The organism is Rhodopseudomonas faecalis, assembly GCF_003217325.1.
GTDB lineage: Bacteria > Pseudomonadota > Alphaproteobacteria > Rhizobiales > Xanthobacteraceae > Rhodopseudomonas > Rhodopseudomonas faecalis.
On record NZ_QJTI01000002.1, the window covers coordinates 87,429 to 103,308 of the forward strand.

Consider the following 15,880-nt stretch of genomic DNA (forward strand, 5'->3'; position numbering starts at 1 on the left):
CACCGGGGATGGCGTCTGTGCGTCGCTTGCGGCGGCGGATTCGCTGCTGATAAGGATCGTGCAGCGCCATTTTCTGATTCATGCTTTGCCGCACGCGCGTGCGATTCGACGCTGTCGTATTGGTGCCGAGAATCGACTGTAAATCAGCCAATCCTCTAGAACTGGACTGTTCATGCTCGATCGGAACGTGAATGACAGCGACATGACCGAATTGCAGCGGCGTCCGGTCAGCATCGCCTTTGGCGTCGAACGGATCGGGCTGATCGCGGTGCGGGCGCCGATCCTGTCCTGCATCGTGCTGGCCGCGATGGTGATCGCGGCGATCTTCGGCATCCAGCTCATCAAGATCGACGATTCGCTGAGCCAGCTGTTCCGGTCCGATACCAAGGAGTATCGGCAGTATGAGGAGGTGACGCGGCGCTTCCCGGCCACCGAATTCGACGTGCTGGTGGTGGTCGAAGGTAAAAATCTGCTGGAGCGTGGCAATCTGGAAAAGCTGCGCGACATGGTCACCGACCTGCAATTGGTCGATGGTACCCGCGGTCTGATATCGCTGTTCTCGGCGCGGCAGGCGCCGGCGCCCGGCAAGCTGCCGGCGGCGCTGTTCCCGCCAGATCTGCCGGAGGGCGCCGACTACGACGCCTTCATCGAAACGGTGAAGGCCAACGAAATCATTCGCGGCAAGCTGCTATCGGAAGACGACACGCTGGCCTTGATCGTGCTGTCGCTGGAGCCTTCGATCGTCGGCAACAACAAGCTGAAAGACACGATCGGCGAGATCCGCAAGATCATGCATGATGATCTCGACGGCAGCGGGCTATCCAAGCAGCTATCCGGCGTGCCGGTGATGCAGCTCGAAATCCGCAATGCGGTCGAGCGCGACGGCCTGATCTACAACATCGCCGGTATTTTGGCCGGCTGCATCATCGCGATCGTGTTCTTCCGCCGGGTGTCGTTCATGGTGGTGGCGGCGTTCCCGCCGCTGCTTGCGATCCTGTTGTCGCTCGGCGTGCTCGGCTGGGCCGGTTTTAGCCTGAACATGTTCCTGAACGTGATGACGCCGCTGATCATGGTGATCAGCTTTGCCGACTCGATGCAGCTGACCTTTGCGGCGCGCGACCGGCTATTGGCGGGCGAGGACCGTTTTTCGGCGTTCCGGAATGCGGTGCTGGTGGTCGGCCCGGCCTGCGTGCTGACCCACGCCACCGCCGGCATTTCCTTCATCGCGCTGCAATTCTCCAATTCCGACCTGATCCGCGCCTTTGGCGAGGCCGGTTTGGTCGCCACCGTGATCGCGCTGATCGCGGTGCTGTCGCTGGTGCCGGTGTTCGGCGTGCTGCTGGTGCGCAACGAACAAGTGTTCGCCGCCAAGTTCAAGACCGCGGATGCCGGCGTCAATGCGCTGCGCCGGTTCTGTTATTGGATCGCGGTGCGCATGGTCGGCCGGCCCGGGCTCTTTAGCCTGATCGCGGTGGTATTCGTCGGCACGTTGGGCGTGATCTACGCCAATCTTGAACCGCGCTACCGTCTCGCCGATCAGGTGCCGGACAAGCAGCAGGCGGTCGAGGCCAGCGGCCGGCTCGACGCCAAGCTGACCGGCGCCAACCCGATCGATATTTTGATCGAGTTCCCGCAAGGCGCGTCGCTCTATTCCGACGAGACCCTGAAAACCATCGCCGACGTCCATGCCACGATCGAGAAGCAGGCCGGGGTCGGCAATGTCTGGTCGCTGGAGACGCTGCGGCGCTGGCTGGCGGAAAAGGCCGGCTCGTCCGACGTCGCCACCCTGAAGGAATATGTCGACGTCATCCCCGAACATCTGGTGCGGCGCTTCATCTCCGCCGATCAGACCGCGGTGGTGATTTCCGGGCGGGTGCCCGATCTCGACTCCAGCGAGATTTTGCCGGTGGTGGAAAAGCTCGACGGCGCGCTCGACGGCGTGCGCCGCCAGCACCCCGGCTATGAGATCGCGGTCACCGGACTGTCGGCGATCGCGGCGCGCAACAGCGCCAGCATGATCGACAAGCTGAACCGCGGCCTGACCATCGAATTCGTGCTGGTGGCGGTGTTCATGGGGCTGGCGTTCCGGTCGTTCGTGGTGCTGTTCGCCAGCATCCTGCCCGGCATCTTTCCGGTGGTGCTGTCCGGCACCGTGCTATGGGCGCTCGGCGAGGGGCTGCAATTTGCCAGCGTGGTGGCGCTCACGGTGTCGTTCGGGCTCGGGCTCAGCGCCACCATTCACTTCCTCAACCGCTTGCGGCTGGAGAACCGCCCCGGGGTCGATGCCGCCTATGCGGTGGAACGCGCCACCGTGCTGGTCGGTCCGGCGCTGATCCTGACCACGGTGGTGCTGGCCTGCGGCCTGGTGGTGACGGTGTTTTCCGATCTGCCGTCGCTGCGGCTGTTCGGCTGGCTCAGCGCCTTTGCCATGGTGGCGGCGCTGATCGCCGACCTGTTCATCCTGCGGCCGACCGCGATGTTCCTGCTCAACCTGTCGCAGCGGCTGCGCGGGCTGACCCGTCGCCGCGCCAAGCCGGCCGAGTAGTGCTGCGGTAGCGCGGCACTGGCCGCGCGGCCGTCGTTCACGAAGCGCCAACCACGACCAGCGCTAGCTCGTCGCCGGCAACGCTCTATTCACAGGCCGGCCTCATCGTTGCCTCAATCATAAGGAGGCGCGAAACCTATGTTGCATCCGAAATACGTGCTGTTGGTGGGACTATCACTACTCGCTCTGCCGGTTGCGTCCGACGCGTATTACCGCGGCGGCGCTCCGGTGGACGATGTCAGCCCCTGGGTCGTTCGTTCCGACCTGTTGCCGGACAATCTGCGGATGATTGAGCAGGGCAGCGCCGCGGCCCGGATCGGCGACAGCTTTGCGCTGTTCGCGCCGGCCGCCAATGCCCGAGATCACGAAGCGGCCCGAGCCTTGCTACGCGCGGCCAAGCCGCGGGCGTGATCGTCCAACTGCTCGTCTGGCGGAAGTGATCATTGGCGCCGGGAGCGGGCGCTGACCACGTGCTCGTCCCAGCCTGTATCAGCCGTTTGCGATATCGATGATCTGTTGACGGCGGCGGGTACCCGCCGCGTCGATCAGCATGCGGCCGGCCCAGCGATACACGTTCCATTCGCGCACCTGGCGGCGCATCGAACGCATGCGCGCCCGCTGCTCGTGATCCGGCATCCGCAGCCCGGTGCCGAGTGCTTCCGACATTTCGCGCGTGTTGTAGGGATTGACGATCAGCGCCTCGGACAGTTCGCGCGACGCGCCGGTAAAACTGCTCAGGATCAGCACGCCGCGCTCGTCTTCGCGCGCGGCGACGAATTCCTTGGCAACGAGATTCATGCCGTCATGCAAACTGCTGACGATGCACAGATCGGCGGCCCGGAACAGCCGGAACACCTCCTTCTGATCGTGATGCCGCACGATCAGCTGGATCGGCTTGTAACTGCCGTCGCCGTGCCGCTGATTGATGTCGTCAGAGAGCGCGACCGCTTCTTCTTGCAGCTTGCTGTATTTCTCCAGCCGCGACCGCGTCGGGGCCGCGACCTGCACGAACACCAGCCGGTGCTTCCATTGCGGTTCGCGGGTCAACAGATCGTCGAGCGCCTTCATGCGATCGAGAATGCCCTTGGTGTAGTCGAAGCGCTCGATGCCGACCACCAGCTTGATATCGTCGGCGAGCTTCAGCGCTCGCCTGACCGCGACCCGGCACTCCGCGACCGGGGCCTGGCCCGCCAGCGCCTTGGGCGGCCAATCGATCGAAATCGGATAGGCGCGCACCAGCGTTTCCTCGCCGCGCAGCGTCACGGTGGCGTGCTCGCGGTCGATCCGGCTTTCGATGAAACGATCGACCGTTTCGAAGAAGTTGTTGCAATGGAACTGGGTGTGGAAGCCGACGATGGTGCTGCCGAGCAGACCGTCGATGATCTCTTCCTTCCACGGGCAGATGCCGAAGGTCTCGGCATTGGGCCAGGGGATGTGCCAGAACGAAATGATGGTGGCCTTGGGCAGGCGCTGCCTGATCATGCGCGGCGCCAGCGCGAAGTGATAGTCCTGCACCAGCACCACCGGATCGTCGGTCTTGGCCTCATGCACCACCGCTTCGGCAAAGCGTTCGTTGATCGCGCGGTAATAGTGCCAGTCGCTTTCGCGGAACAGCGGCCTGACAAAGGCGATATGGCACAGCGGCCACAGGCCCTCATTGGCAAGGCCATAATAGAAGCCGTCCTGCTCCTCATCGCTGACCCAGATCCGACGCAACACATAAGAGGGGTTGTCGGGCGGCACGGGCAGGCGGTCGTTGGCATCGACGGTCTCGCGGTCGGCGGAGCCGCTGCCATGCGCGATCCAGGTGCCGCCGCAGGCGCGGATCACCGGCTCCAGCGCGGCCACCAAACCGCTCGCCGGAATTTGGACTTCGATTTTGTTGCTGTCCGGCGCGCGGTTGTGGATGTAAGGCTCGCGGTTCGATACGATCAGCACTTCGGCATCCGGCATCATCTCGACCAGCAGCCGCTGCAGCGTATCCGGATTCCAATCGACCTCGGCGGACCTGATCGTTTCGCGGCCGCGCTCCACGGCGCGCAGCATGCGCTTGATTTCATCATCGACCGACGCGGTATCGCGCTTGCCGGCCATGCGGGCCGAGCCCGGCAGAATTTCTTCGACTGCTTTGCGCAGTGAATTCATCCAGCTGCGCAGCGCGAGCGCGAACACCACGGCGGAGGTGATCAGCAGAACAGCGGCTACCGCGAGCAGAACGGCGACGAGCATGGCGCGGGCTTCGTCCGACCGCGTATCGATGAAGGTCAGATCGTGCAGGATGACGAAGTAGGACTTCTGATTGCGCTCAGTGATCGGGAATGTCCCGACCATGATGTGCATGCCGTCGTTGATGATGGTGGAAAAGCTAACGCCTTCCGAGCGTGCCACTTTGTCGCATGAGAAATTGGCTGGCATCAGCTTGGTTGGCCGCGTCAGCTTGCCGGTGTCGTCGCACAGACCGACCGCGAGAATGCGCGGATCGAGCGCCACGCTGTCAAAGATCCCCGACAACCGATCGAAATCACGATCGGAGAGTGCGCGCACGATCGGCATCTTGACGGCGTTGTAAACCAGGCGAGAGCGGGCCTCGACGTCGGCGCGGAACCACTGATCTACAAGCGAATTAGAAACCGGCGCAATGGCAAGCGCCAAAGCGAATGCTGCAAGCAGCCCCACTCCAATGAACTGCAATATTCGCTTCAGGCTACGCTGCATGCCGCGGGGCTCACTCACTGTGGACGTCGTGAGTTGTTTGCGGCTGAAATGTGACTTGATCATGTTGCGCTGTTGGCGCCGATCCGTCCGAAACAAGCGAGGCGCGAATCGCTGAAGTGCGAGACAAACGCGCCAAACAAAAATCCCCCGCGACCAGGGCGCGGGGGATTTGCAGGATCAAGCTCGTGTAGTTGGTCTGAGCGTCAAGCCGGCGCGTGCTGATCAGACGTCAACGGATAGCAGTGCGGCGTGCAGCGCGCTTAGCTGCGCGACATCGAGATGTTGACGCCCTGGATTTCGCCCTTGGAGCTGATCGACACCGACTGCTTGTTACCGCGCGTCACCAGCGTCAGACTGGCGGCAAAGCCCGCGGCTTCGACGAACACGTCGATCTGGCCACCTCCGGCGCGGCCTTGCAGATTACCGTTGATGTTGCGGCTGCTTTCGCTCCAGGTGCCGGAAATCGCGCTGCCCTGGCTGATCACATTGCTGTTGAGATCGAATTTGTAGCTGTCGCTGGCGCAGCGCAGCGTCTGATGCAGCTCCTGGCCACCGGACTGCACGCGATAGGTAGCGCGACAGCGAATCCGCTCCTTGGTGCCATCGGACAGCGCCACGGTGCCGGTCCCCGACCAAGCTCCTTCAAACCCCGCAAACGGTCCCGATTGCGCGTGACCAAAGGTGGCGGTCAGCGTCAGTGCGGCGGCGAGTGTGGCCGCCTGCAAGGCGGGCATGGAGAGGCGGGCGCGAAGCAGTCTCATATCTCGATACCTCTGGAATTATCCGTCCTGACGGGATCGCCAAAGCCGACGGTTAGTCTCCTCGGTCCTGGATCGGTTCAACCCAATTGGGGTGAGAGAGCGGATTGGCGAAGCAGATGGAACACGGTTGGAACTTTGACACAAAATGGTGACGAACGGGATAACGCATCGGGCAGGATTCTGTGCCCCGCGGGTGTTTTGAGCGCTGAGGGCACCGAAACGATGCAAGATCGACACGGTCATGCAAAAAGCCTTTAGGCAAGCAAAGTGCCGCAATTTTGGCCGCATTTGCTCCGGTATCTGCGGGTGCGGCCGGTCGGCAGGCGTCCAGCCGGAGCGCGGCGTGTCCCATTGTGGCCGACCCGTCGCAGTTGCTGCGACGGGTGTCCCGAATGCTGTTCATCGCGCGGCTAGCGATGGACGGACGCCGCGGCTGTCGCTACGGGTTTGCGTTCCGGGATTCGTGTGTGTCGCCGTCATTGAAGAAAAGGAAGCCAATGCCGAAAGTTGTCGTTGCCGTCTTGTTGGCGTCAGTCACCCTGTCCACCTCCGCCCTGGCGCAGCAATACGAGCCGCAGCGCAGCGGCACCAAGCAGGAACAGGAAGCCTGCGCGCGCGACGTATCGCGGTTCTGCCGTCCGCTGATGGACCAGGGCGACCTCGTAATCCTGGCCTGCCTGCAGCAGAACCGGCAGAAGATCAGCAAGGCCTGCAACCAGGTGTTGCTCAGCCACGGCCAGTGAGCCAGCGCGCCCGGCGGGGCGGCTTTGAGCCGCACGTCCGGGCCGGGCAGGCGGCTCAACCGAGATAAGGTTGGTTTAGCCGGCAAAATTCCCGTATATGGCGTCGCGTTCCATCACTCCCCGGTTGTTCGGGGAGCGCTGGGGCGCGCGTTCTATTGGCAATGATCCGAACCGAGCAAGTGACCCAGTTTTCAGACCAGGCGACGAAGGCGAGCGCCCTGCGCTCCGGCAAGACTCACAAGGACGAGAATTTCCCGGTGGCGTCGTGGATCATCCACCCGCGGCACCGCGGGCTGATTCTCGCCTATTACAATTTCGTGCGCACGGCCGACGACATCGCCGACCATGCCGAGCTTGATGACGGCACCAAGCTGCGGCTGCTCGATGAACTCGACAATGATCTGATCGGCACCGGCGGCGGCCAGCCGGAAGCGCTGGCGCTGCGCGAGGCGTTTGCGGCGCGTGGCATGTCGCCGCGTCACGCGCGCGACGTCATCACCGCGTTCCGGATGGACGTCATCAAGCGCCGCTACAACGACTGGAACGAACTGATCCACTATTGCTCCTATTCGGCGATGCCGGTCGGGCGCTTCATGCTCGACGTCCATGGCGAAAGCCCTGGCACCTGGGCGGCGTCCGATGCGCTGTGCGCCGCGCTGCAGATCATCAATCACCTGCAGGACTGCGCGAAGGACTACCGCAAGCTCGACCGCGTCTATATTCCGGCCGACGCGATGGCCGAAACCGGCGCCACCATCGACATGATCGCGCAGCCGCGCTCGTCCGAGGCGCTGCTCACCTGCCTGCATCGGCTCGCCGATCGCTGCGAAACGCTGCTGCTCGACAGCGAGGCGCTGGCGCCGCTGGTGGTCGATAGCCGCTTGGCGTGCGAGATCGGCATCATCCAGGCCTATGCGCACCGGATTCTCGGCTATCTCAAGCTGCGCGATCCGCTGTGCGAGCGCGTGCACCTCACCAAGCTGGAGCTGACCGGCATCGGCCTTGGTGCGCTCGCCACCGGCATCTGGCGGCGCGCCACCACCGCGACTTCGCCCTCCAAACCGGCAACCGGCGCATGAACCAGCAATCCACCGCCACCCCGGCTGAGCATCAGGGCGTCGCGCTCGGCTCCTCGTTCTACGCCGCGATGCGCATCCTGCCGCGCTCGCAGCGCGAGGCGATGTTCCAGATCTACAGCTTCTGCCGCTTTGTCGATGACATCGCCGATTCCGATGCGCCGCGCGCGCAGAAGCTCGCCGATCTGCAGCAATGGCGCGACGATATCGACGCGCTGTATCGCGGCGCGCCGCCGCCGCGGCTGCGCGACTATGTCGCCTCGCTGCAGCAGTTCGGCCTGAAGCGCCAGGATTTTCTGGACGTGATCGACGGCATGGAAATGGACGTGCCGGCCGATATCCGCGCGCCCGATGAGCCGACGCTCGATCTGTACTGCGACCGGGTGGCGAGCGCGGTTGGCCGGCTGTCGGTGCGGGTGTTTGGCCTGCCGGAGCAGGACGGCATCGATCTCGCGTATCATCTCGGCCGCGCGCTGCAGCTCACCAATATTTTGCGCGATCTCGATGAAGACGCCGGCATCGGCCGGCTCTATCTGCCGCGCGAGGGGCTGCTCGCCGCCGGCATCACCAGCCATGATCCGCGCGAGGTGATGGCGAGCCCAGCGCTGCCGCAAGTGTGCGCGCCGCTGGTGAAGCGGGCGCTCGAGCATTTCGCGCGCGCCGACGAAATCATGAGCCGCAACCCGCGCCGCGTGGTGCGCGCACCGCGGATCATGGGCAAGTATTATCACTCCATCCTGCAACTCTTGATCGCCCGCGGTTTTGAAAAGCCGCGCCGGCCGGTCAAGCTCGGCAAGGCATCGCGGATCGCGATCCTGCTGCAATACGCGATCATCTGATGTCAAAAACCGTTCATATCATCGGCGCGGGCATTTCCGGATTGTCGGCCGCGGTGCGGCTCGCCGCTGCCGGCTACCAGGTGCGTGTGCATGAGGCGATGCAGCAGGCCGGTGGCCGCTGCCGGTCCTATTTCGACGCCGCGACCGGGCTGACCATCGACAACGGCAACCATCTGCTGCTGTCCGGCAACTCAGCCGCGGTCGATTATGCGCGCAGCATCGGCACCGATGCCGGGCTGGTCGGGCCGGACAGCGCCGAGTTCTACTTTGCCGATCTCGCTGACGGCCAGCGCTGGACGCTGTCGCTCGGCAATAGCCGGCTGCCGCTGTGGGTGCTCGATCCCGAGCGCCGCGTGCCCGGCACCACCGTCCGCGATTATCTGGCGCTGGCGCCGCTGGTGTGGTCGCCGGCGAGCCGCCTGGTCGGCGATGCCATTCCTTGCGAAGGCCCGCTGTACCGCAAGCTGGTGGCGCCGCTCTTGCTGGCGGCGCTCAATGTCGATCCGCCGGAAGGCTCGGCGGGGCTGGCGGGCGCCGTGGTGCGCAAGACGCTGCTGGCTGGCGGCCAAGCCTGCCGGCCGCTGATCGCGCGCGACGGTCTGAGCGCGGTGCTGGTTGAGCCCGCGATCGAGAAGCTGCGCGCCCAGGGCGCCGAGGTGCTGTTCGGCCATGAATTGCGGCGGCTGAATATGTCCGGCGATCGGATCAGCGCGCTCGATTTCGGCGATGACGTGATCACGCTCGGCGCCGAGGACAAGGTGATCCTGGCGGTGCCGCCGCGGCCGGCGGCGTCGCTGCTGCCCGGCCTGAAGACGCCGGGCCAGTTCCGCGCCATCGTCAACGCTCATTTCAACTACGTGCCGCCGCCCGGCCAGCCGGCGCTGCTCGGCGTGGTCGGCGGCCTGGTCGAATGGCTGTTCGCGTTCCCGAACCGGCTGTCGGTCACCATCAGCAATGGCGACCGGCTGGTCGATATGCCGCGCGAGCAGCTCGCCCGCGAGGTCTGGCAGGACATCTGCAAGCTGACCGGCATCACCGCCAATCTGCCGCCCTGGCAGATCGTGCGCGAGCGCCGCGCCACCTTTGCGGCGACGCCGCAGCAGAATGCGCTGCGGCCGGGCGCGGTCACCTCCTGGAACAACCTGTTCCTGGCCGGCGACTGGACCGACACCGGGCTGCCGGCCACCATCGAGGGCTCGGTGCAGTCCGGCAATCGCGCCGCCGATCTGGTTTTGAGGCAGGGCTGACGCCGCCGCTGTTCGCAGCGCGGTAACAGCCGTGCCGTAAAAACCACAGGGGGCGGAAAAATCGCTGTTGAATAAACAGGATATGCCGCGGGCGGTTTTCGCCGCCGCGGGCTTTGCAGTATTGTCACGCCCGTTTTTGCAGGTGTCCTGCTGTGGGCGACAGCGCGCTTGAGCCGCGGGAGCACCGGCGCAGAGTGTAGGGGTTCAGACGGTGAATCTGGGGGCGCAGAGTGCAGCGGCCGCGAGCAATCCTTGGGATCCGCGACCGGTTTTGATCGTGACCGGGCTGATCCAGGAAGCGCGCATCGCCGCGGGGCCGGGATTGACCGTGGTGTGCAGCAGCAGCGACCCCAAGCAATTGCGGGTGTTGCTGTCTGACATGGATTTTCGCGCCGTGCGCGGCGTGGTCAGTTTTGGGGTGGCCGGTGGCCTCGATCCCAAACTGCGCTCCGGCGACATCGTGGTGGCGTCAGAGGTCCGGGCCGGCGATCGCCGCTGGTCAACGGCGCTGGAATTTAGCGAAGAACTGCTGGCGGATGCTGGTTTTGGCGGCCGGCGCGTGGTGCGCGGCGGTCTGGTCGGCAGCGAGCAGGTGGTCGGCACCCGTCACGTCAAAGCGGCGCTGCATGCCAAGACCGGCGCGGCCGCGGTCGATATGGAAAGCCACATCGCCGCGCATTATGCCCATGAGGCCGGACTGCCGTTCGCGGCGCTGCGGGTCGTCAGCGATCCGGCGACCCGCGAACTGCCTGCGGTGGTGTCGACCGCGATCAAGCCCAATGGCAACATCGACGTCCGCAAGGTTCTGCGCGGCGTGGCGCGGAACCCGGCTTCGATCAAGGCGCTGGTCTCGACCGGCCTCGATTTCAATCGCGCGCTCCGCAGCCTACGCGGCTGTCGGGGCGTGATGCTTGACGTTGGCGGTCTCGTCTCCGTGAATCTCTGACAGCTGCTGTTGCACCTGCTCGGAGAACACGTACTGCGCCGGACGCTGCTGTGACAGGTCGATTTCCGGCGCCAGCGGCCCCTCGGTCTTGATGCCACGCAGCGCGACCCAGGCCGCTTTGAGCGGATGGGCGAGGGCGGCATTGGCCGCGGTCGGCTCGTAGCCGCAATGCGCCATGCAGTTGGCGCACTTCTCATACTTGCCGGTGCCGTAGGAATCCCAATCGGTGGTTTCCATCAGCTCCTTGAAGGTTTTGGTGTAGCCTTCGCCGATCAGGTAGCAGGGCTTCTGCCAGCCGAACACGTTGCGCGCCGGCATGCCCCAGGGCGTGCATTCAAAGCTCTGATTGCCGGCCAGGAAGTCCAGGAACAGGCTGGAGTGCATAAAACTCCAGTTCTTGCCCTTGCCGAGCGCGAACACCTTGCGGAACAGGTTCTTGGTCTTGGCGCGGTTCAGGAAGTGCTCCTGATCCGGGGCGCGCTCATAGGCGTAGCCCGGCGAGATCGACACGCCGACGCCGAGTTCCTCGGTAAAGTCCATGAACCTGGCGATGTCCTCGGCGGCGTAGCCGTCGAACACCGTGCAGTTGACGTTGACCGCAAAGCCGCGGGCCTTGGCGGCCTTGATCGCAGCCACCGCGCGGTCGAACACGCCGTCACGCGACACCGCCTTGTCGTGGTGCTCCTTCAGGCCGTCGAGATGCACCGAGAAGAAGAAGTAGGGCGAGGGCTCGAACAGATCGAGCTTCTTCTCGAGCAGCAGCGCATTGGTGCACAGCGACACGAACTTCTTGCGCTCCACCAGGCCGCGCACGATCTCGCCGATCTCCTTATGGATCAGCGGTTCGCCGCCGGGGATCGCCACCATCGGCGCGCCGCATTCCTCAGCGGCGTCCCAGCATTCCTGCGGGGTCAGACGGCGGTCGAGAATGGCGTCGGGATAGTCGATCTTGCCGCAGCCGGAGCAGGCGAGATTGCAGCGGAACAGCGGTTCCAGCATCAGAACCAGTGGGAAGCGCTTGCGGCCGAGCAGCCGCTGCTTGAGCAGATAGCCGCCAATGCGCAGCTCTTTGAAGAAGGGGATTGCCATTTCGGGGGTCTTTTCTTCTGGATCCAAAAATAGCCGAGGACCGGGGCGGTCTCAGGCCGGAGCGAGTTCAGTGGGGAGCAGGAACTCGATGTCCTCCTCCCGGCCGGGCAGCACCGAGACCGTCACCGGACCGATCCGGCGCAGTGCTTCGATGACGTCATCGACCAGTACTTCCGGGGCAGAGGCCCCCGCCGTGATGCCAACGGCCCGGACGCCGTTCAGCCACGCCGGGTCGAGCTCACTGCCATCGGCGATCAGATAGCTGGGAATGCCGGCTTCGGTGCCGATTTCACGAAGCCGGTTGGAATTGGAACTGTTGTTGGCGCCGACCACCAGGATTAGGTCGACCAGCTTGCTCAGCTCCCGCACTGCGGATTGCCGATTCTGCGTTGCATAACAGATATCGCGGGTATCAGGGCCTTGAATGTCCGGAAAACGTTCGGTGAGCGCGGCGATAATCTCGCGGGTATCATCGACGCTGAGCGTGGTCTGGGTGATGTAGGCCACCGCGGTATCGCGGGGTAGCGTCAAAGCCGCGACATCGTCCAGGTTCTGGACCAGCAGCACCGGGCCGGGAACCTGGCCCATGGTGCCTTCGACCTCGGGGTGTCCGGCATGGCCGATCAGGATCAGCACCCGGCCCTTGGCCATGTAGCGCTTGCCCTGATTGTGAACCTTGGTGACCAGCGGGCAGGTGGCGTTCAGCACCGGCAGGCCGCGCTGCGCCGCTTCTTCCTCGACGGAACGGGCGACGCCATGGGCGCTGAACACCGTGACGGCCTTCGGCGGCACTTCCGACAGATCCTCGACAAACACCGCGCCCTTTGCTTTTAGGCTTTCGACCACATACTTGTTGTGCACGATCTCGTGGCGCACATAGACAGGCGGGCCATATTTCTCCAAAGCGAGTTCGACGATCTCGATCGCCCGCACGACGCCGGCGCAAAAGCCACGCGGTTGCGCCAGGAATACCTCAAGGGGACGAACATTATACAAGGTCGACGATCCTTATTGTCGGACTGATCAAAAGCAAACAGATACCATACCAAGGTACGGGTGGCACACCGTACCGGGAACATATGAGCTTGTCACCGCAGTGCAACGCGGTTGGCAATTGCCGTTTGACAGATTAATTCGGCGTCAGCACGCCGGTCCGTCATAGGCCAAGTCGTTCCGTACTTGAAGGTTCGACTTGGCGGGAGAGACCTGCGGATCGGAACTCCATCAGGATCTGGCGCATTCTAGGCACGCCAAGAGCGATAGAAAGTCAAGTTGTGCTCAAGAAAGTAGTCGTAGCGATCGTTCGGACCTCGACCCGCTTCGCACCCATCACGGTTGTTATTGCGGCAATTCTTGCAGTTCTTGGCGGTATTTACAGCGTCCAGAATTTCGGGATCAACACCGATATCAACCGGCTGATCTCCCCCAGCTTGGACTGGCGGCAGCGCGATATCGCCTTCGATAAAGCCTTCGATCAGGAACGCCTGATCCTGGCGGTGGTCGAGGCGCCGACCCCGGAATTCGCCAATGCCGCGGCGACCCGGCTCACGGAAAAATTATCGGATAACCATAAAGACTTCGACTCCGTGCAGCGGCTCGGAGGTGGTGAATTTTTCGATAAAAATGGGCTGTTGTTCCTGCCCACCGAGCAGGTGGCGCAGATGACCAGCCAGTTCCAGGCGGCGGCACCGCTGCTGGAAATCATGGCCGGCGACCCCAGCCTGCGCGGCCTGACCGCGGCGCTGGAGACCGGCCTGCTCGGTATCAAGCGCGGCGAAATCACGCTGGATGGCACCACCCGGCCGTTCTCGATGATCGCCGATACCGTGGACCAGGTGCTGAAAACTGGCTCCGCCACGTTCTCCTGGCGAGCCTTGGTGAGCGATACGCCGGTCACGGATGGTGATCGCCGCGCCTTCATCGAGGTCAAGCCGGTGCTGGACTTCAAGGCGCTGGAACCCGGCCGCGCTGCGACCGATGCGATCCGCCAGGCGGCCACCGATCTCAACCTCGCCGGTGAGTATGGCGCGCGGGTGCGGCTGACCGGGCCGGTGCCGATCGCCAATGAGGAGTTCGCCACCGTTCAGGAAGGCGCGGTGGTCAACGCCCTCGGCACGGTGGCGGTGGTGCTGCTGATCCTGTGGCTGGCGCTGCATTCCTCCAAAATCATCTTCGCAGTGTTCGTCAACCTGTTCGTCGGACTGGCGATTACCACTGCGCTCGGCCTGATGCTGGTCGGCTCGCTCAACCTGCTGTCGATTGCGTTTGCGGTGCTGTTTGTCGGCCTCGGCGTCGATTTCGGGATACAGTTCAGCGTGCGCTACCGCTCCGAGCGCTACAAAAACGACAATCTCGATCAGGCACTCGCCAAGGCTGCGGAATACTCCGCCGTGCCGCTGTCACTGGCGGCGATGGCGACCGCGGCCGGGTTCCTGTCGTTCCTGCCGACCGCCTATAAGGGCGTGTCGGAACTCGGCGAGATCGCTGGCCTCGGCATGGTGGTGGCGTTCGTGTCGAGCATCACCCTGCTGCCGGCGCTGATCAAGCTCTTGAACCCGCCCGGCGAAAAGGAGCCGGTCGGCTACTCTTTCCTGGCGCCGCTCGACCGCATTCTCGAAGATTATCGGGTCGCGATCGTCGGCGGCACGCTGCTGATCGCGGTGGCCGGTCTGCCGCTGCTGTACTTCCTGCATTTTGACTTCAACCCGATCAATCTGCGCAGTCCGAAGGTGGAATCGATCGCCACCTTCCTTGATCTGCGCAAGGATCCGAACACGGGCGCCAATGCCGTCAATGTGTTGGTGCCCTCGGTGGAAGCGGCGCGCGAAGTGCAGGCCAAGCTTGCCAAGGTGCCTGAAGTGCAGAGCACGATCTCGCTCGACACATTTGTGCCGGCTGATCAGGACGCCAAGCTCAAGCTGATCGCGGACGGCGCCAAGGTGTTGCTGCCGGCGCTCAATCCGGAAGCGATCGATCCGCCGCCGAGCGATGAGGAGAACGTCGCGGCGCTCAAGAGCACCATTGCCGCGCTGCGCAAGGCGGCTGGCGACGGCAACAGCTCGGGCGCTTTGGCGTCGCGCCGGCTCGCCGACGCGCTGAACAAGTTGGTGGAGGCCGATGCCGCCACCCGCGACAAGGTGCAGGCGGTGTTCGTGGTGCCGCTCAAAATGGCGCTCGACCAGCTGCGCAATCTGCTGCAGGCCGGCCCGGTGACGCTCGACAATCTGCCCGCCAGCCTGGTGTCGGGGTGGAAGACCAAGGATGGTCAGGTCCGGGTGCAGGCGCTGCCGCGCGGCGACCCGAACGACAACGACACGTTGCGCGCCTTCGCTGACGCGGTGCTGAAAGCAGAGCCGAACGCGGTCGGCGGCCCGGTGTCGATCCTGAAATCGGGTGACACCATCGTCTCGGCCTTCATGCAGGCCGGCTGGTGGGCGCTCGGCGTGATCGCGCTGCTGCTGTGGATCACGCTGCGCCGCATCACCGACGTGCTGCTGACGCTGGTGCCGCTGCTGGTGGCCGGAGCGGTGACGCTCGAGATTTGCGTGTTGATCGGGCTGCCGCTCAACTTCGCCAACATCGTCGCGTTGCCGCTGCTGCTCGGCATCGGCGTGGCGTTCAAGATCTATTACGTCACGGCCTGGCGGGCCGGGCGTACCAATCTGCTGCAATCGGCGCTGACCCGGGCGATCTTCTTCAGCGCCCTGACCACCGCCACCGCGTTTGGCAGCCTTTGGTTGTCGAGCCATCCGGGCACAGCCAGCATGGGCAAGCTGCTCGCGCTGTCGCTGGTGACCACGCTGGCGGCGGTGCTGCTGTTCCAGCCGGCCTTGATGGGCAAGCCGCGCAAAATTGCAGACTAGCCCGGCAACGAGCGCAGCCCCGGCGGCGGAAGCCGCTGGGGCATGTGCGCTTTCTG

General features: G+C 64.1%; 12 protein-coding genes. 8 read left to right on the forward strand and 4 right to left on the reverse strand.

Annotation, left to right across the window (positions count from 1 at the left end):
• Positions 1-172: 172 nt before the first annotated feature.
• Together BJ122_RS02115 and BJ122_RS02120 are read left to right on the forward strand one after the other, a co-directional pair.
• Positions 173-2,545 carry an efflux RND transporter permease subunit gene (locus BJ122_RS02115; RefSeq protein WP_110779520.1) on the forward strand — a complete coding sequence of 791 codons (2,373 nt, stop codon included), beginning with the start codon at positions 173-175 and terminating at the stop codon, positions 2,543-2,545.
• A 138-nt stretch (positions 2,546-2,683) separates the two neighbouring features.
• Positions 2,684-2,956 (forward strand): hypothetical protein, encoded by a 273-nt coding sequence (locus BJ122_RS02120; RefSeq protein WP_110779521.1) that lies wholly within the window; start codon positions 2,684-2,686, stop codon positions 2,954-2,956.
• A gap of 78 nt (positions 2,957-3,034) precedes the next feature.
• Here the strand turns inward: BJ122_RS02120 and BJ122_RS02125 are convergent, their stop codons facing one another.
• Together BJ122_RS02125 and BJ122_RS02130 are read right to left on the reverse strand one after the other, a co-directional pair.
• On the reverse strand, positions 3,035-5,260 hold the full coding sequence (locus BJ122_RS02125; RefSeq protein ID WP_110779522.1) for an alpha,alpha-trehalose-phosphate synthase (UDP-forming): 2,226 nt from the start codon (positions 5,258-5,260) through the stop codon (positions 3,035-3,037).
• Between the two features lie 260 nt (positions 5,261-5,520).
• Positions 5,521-6,021 (reverse strand): hypothetical protein, encoded by a 501-nt coding sequence (locus BJ122_RS02130; protein ID WP_110779523.1) that lies wholly within the window; start codon positions 6,019-6,021, stop codon positions 5,521-5,523.
• A gap of 497 nt (positions 6,022-6,518) precedes the next feature.
• Here BJ122_RS02130 and BJ122_RS02135 point away from each other — a divergent pair, with 497 nt between their 5' ends.
• From BJ122_RS02135 to BJ122_RS02155, 5 genes are all read left to right on the forward strand, one after another.
• Positions 6,519-6,764 (forward strand): hypothetical protein, encoded by a 246-nt coding sequence (locus tag BJ122_RS02135; protein WP_110779524.1) that lies wholly within the window; start codon positions 6,519-6,521, stop codon positions 6,762-6,764.
• Positions 6,765-6,943: 179 nt separating this feature from the next.
• Positions 6,944-7,843 (forward strand): squalene synthase HpnC, encoded by a 900-nt coding sequence (hpnC, locus tag BJ122_RS02140; RefSeq protein WP_245407577.1) that lies wholly within the window; start codon positions 6,944-6,946, stop codon positions 7,841-7,843.
• Positions 7,840-8,679, forward strand: coding sequence for a presqualene diphosphate synthase HpnD (gene hpnD / locus BJ122_RS02145; RefSeq protein ID WP_110779526.1), 840 nt, complete (start codon positions 7,840-7,842; stop codon positions 8,677-8,679). The genes hpnC and hpnD overlap by 4 nt, the downstream gene beginning before the upstream one ends.
• Complete coding sequence (gene hpnE / locus BJ122_RS02150; protein ID WP_110779527.1) at positions 8,679-9,926, forward strand: hydroxysqualene dehydroxylase HpnE; 1,248 nt, start codon at positions 8,679-8,681, stop codon at positions 9,924-9,926. Before hpnD ends, hpnE begins: the two co-directional genes overlap by 1 nt.
• A gap of 211 nt (positions 9,927-10,137) precedes the next feature.
• A complete protein-coding gene (locus BJ122_RS02155) occupies positions 10,138-10,872 on the forward strand; it encodes a phosphorylase (protein ID WP_110779528.1) in 735 nt (244 codons plus the stop codon).
• Here BJ122_RS02155 and hpnH read toward each other — a convergent pair.
• Positions 10,813-11,961 (reverse strand): adenosyl-hopene transferase HpnH, encoded by a 1,149-nt coding sequence (gene hpnH / locus BJ122_RS02160; protein WP_110779529.1) that lies wholly within the window; start codon positions 11,959-11,961, stop codon positions 10,813-10,815. The genes BJ122_RS02155 and hpnH overlap by 60 nt on opposite strands.
• Before the next feature lie 51 nt (positions 11,962-12,012).
• Entirely contained in the window at positions 12,013-12,957 is a 945-nt protein-coding gene (gene ispH / locus BJ122_RS02165) for a 4-hydroxy-3-methylbut-2-enyl diphosphate reductase (RefSeq protein ID WP_027277912.1), read from the reverse strand.
• Positions 12,958-13,235: 278 nt separating this feature from the next.
• On the opposite strand from ispH, the gene hpnN reads away from it, so the two are divergent.
• Positions 13,236-15,824, forward strand: a complete 2,589-nt coding sequence (gene hpnN, locus BJ122_RS02170) for a hopanoid transporter HpnN (RefSeq protein ID WP_110779530.1) — start codon at positions 13,236-13,238, stop codon at positions 15,822-15,824.
• The last annotated feature ends 56 nt before the right edge of the window (positions 15,825-15,880 follow it).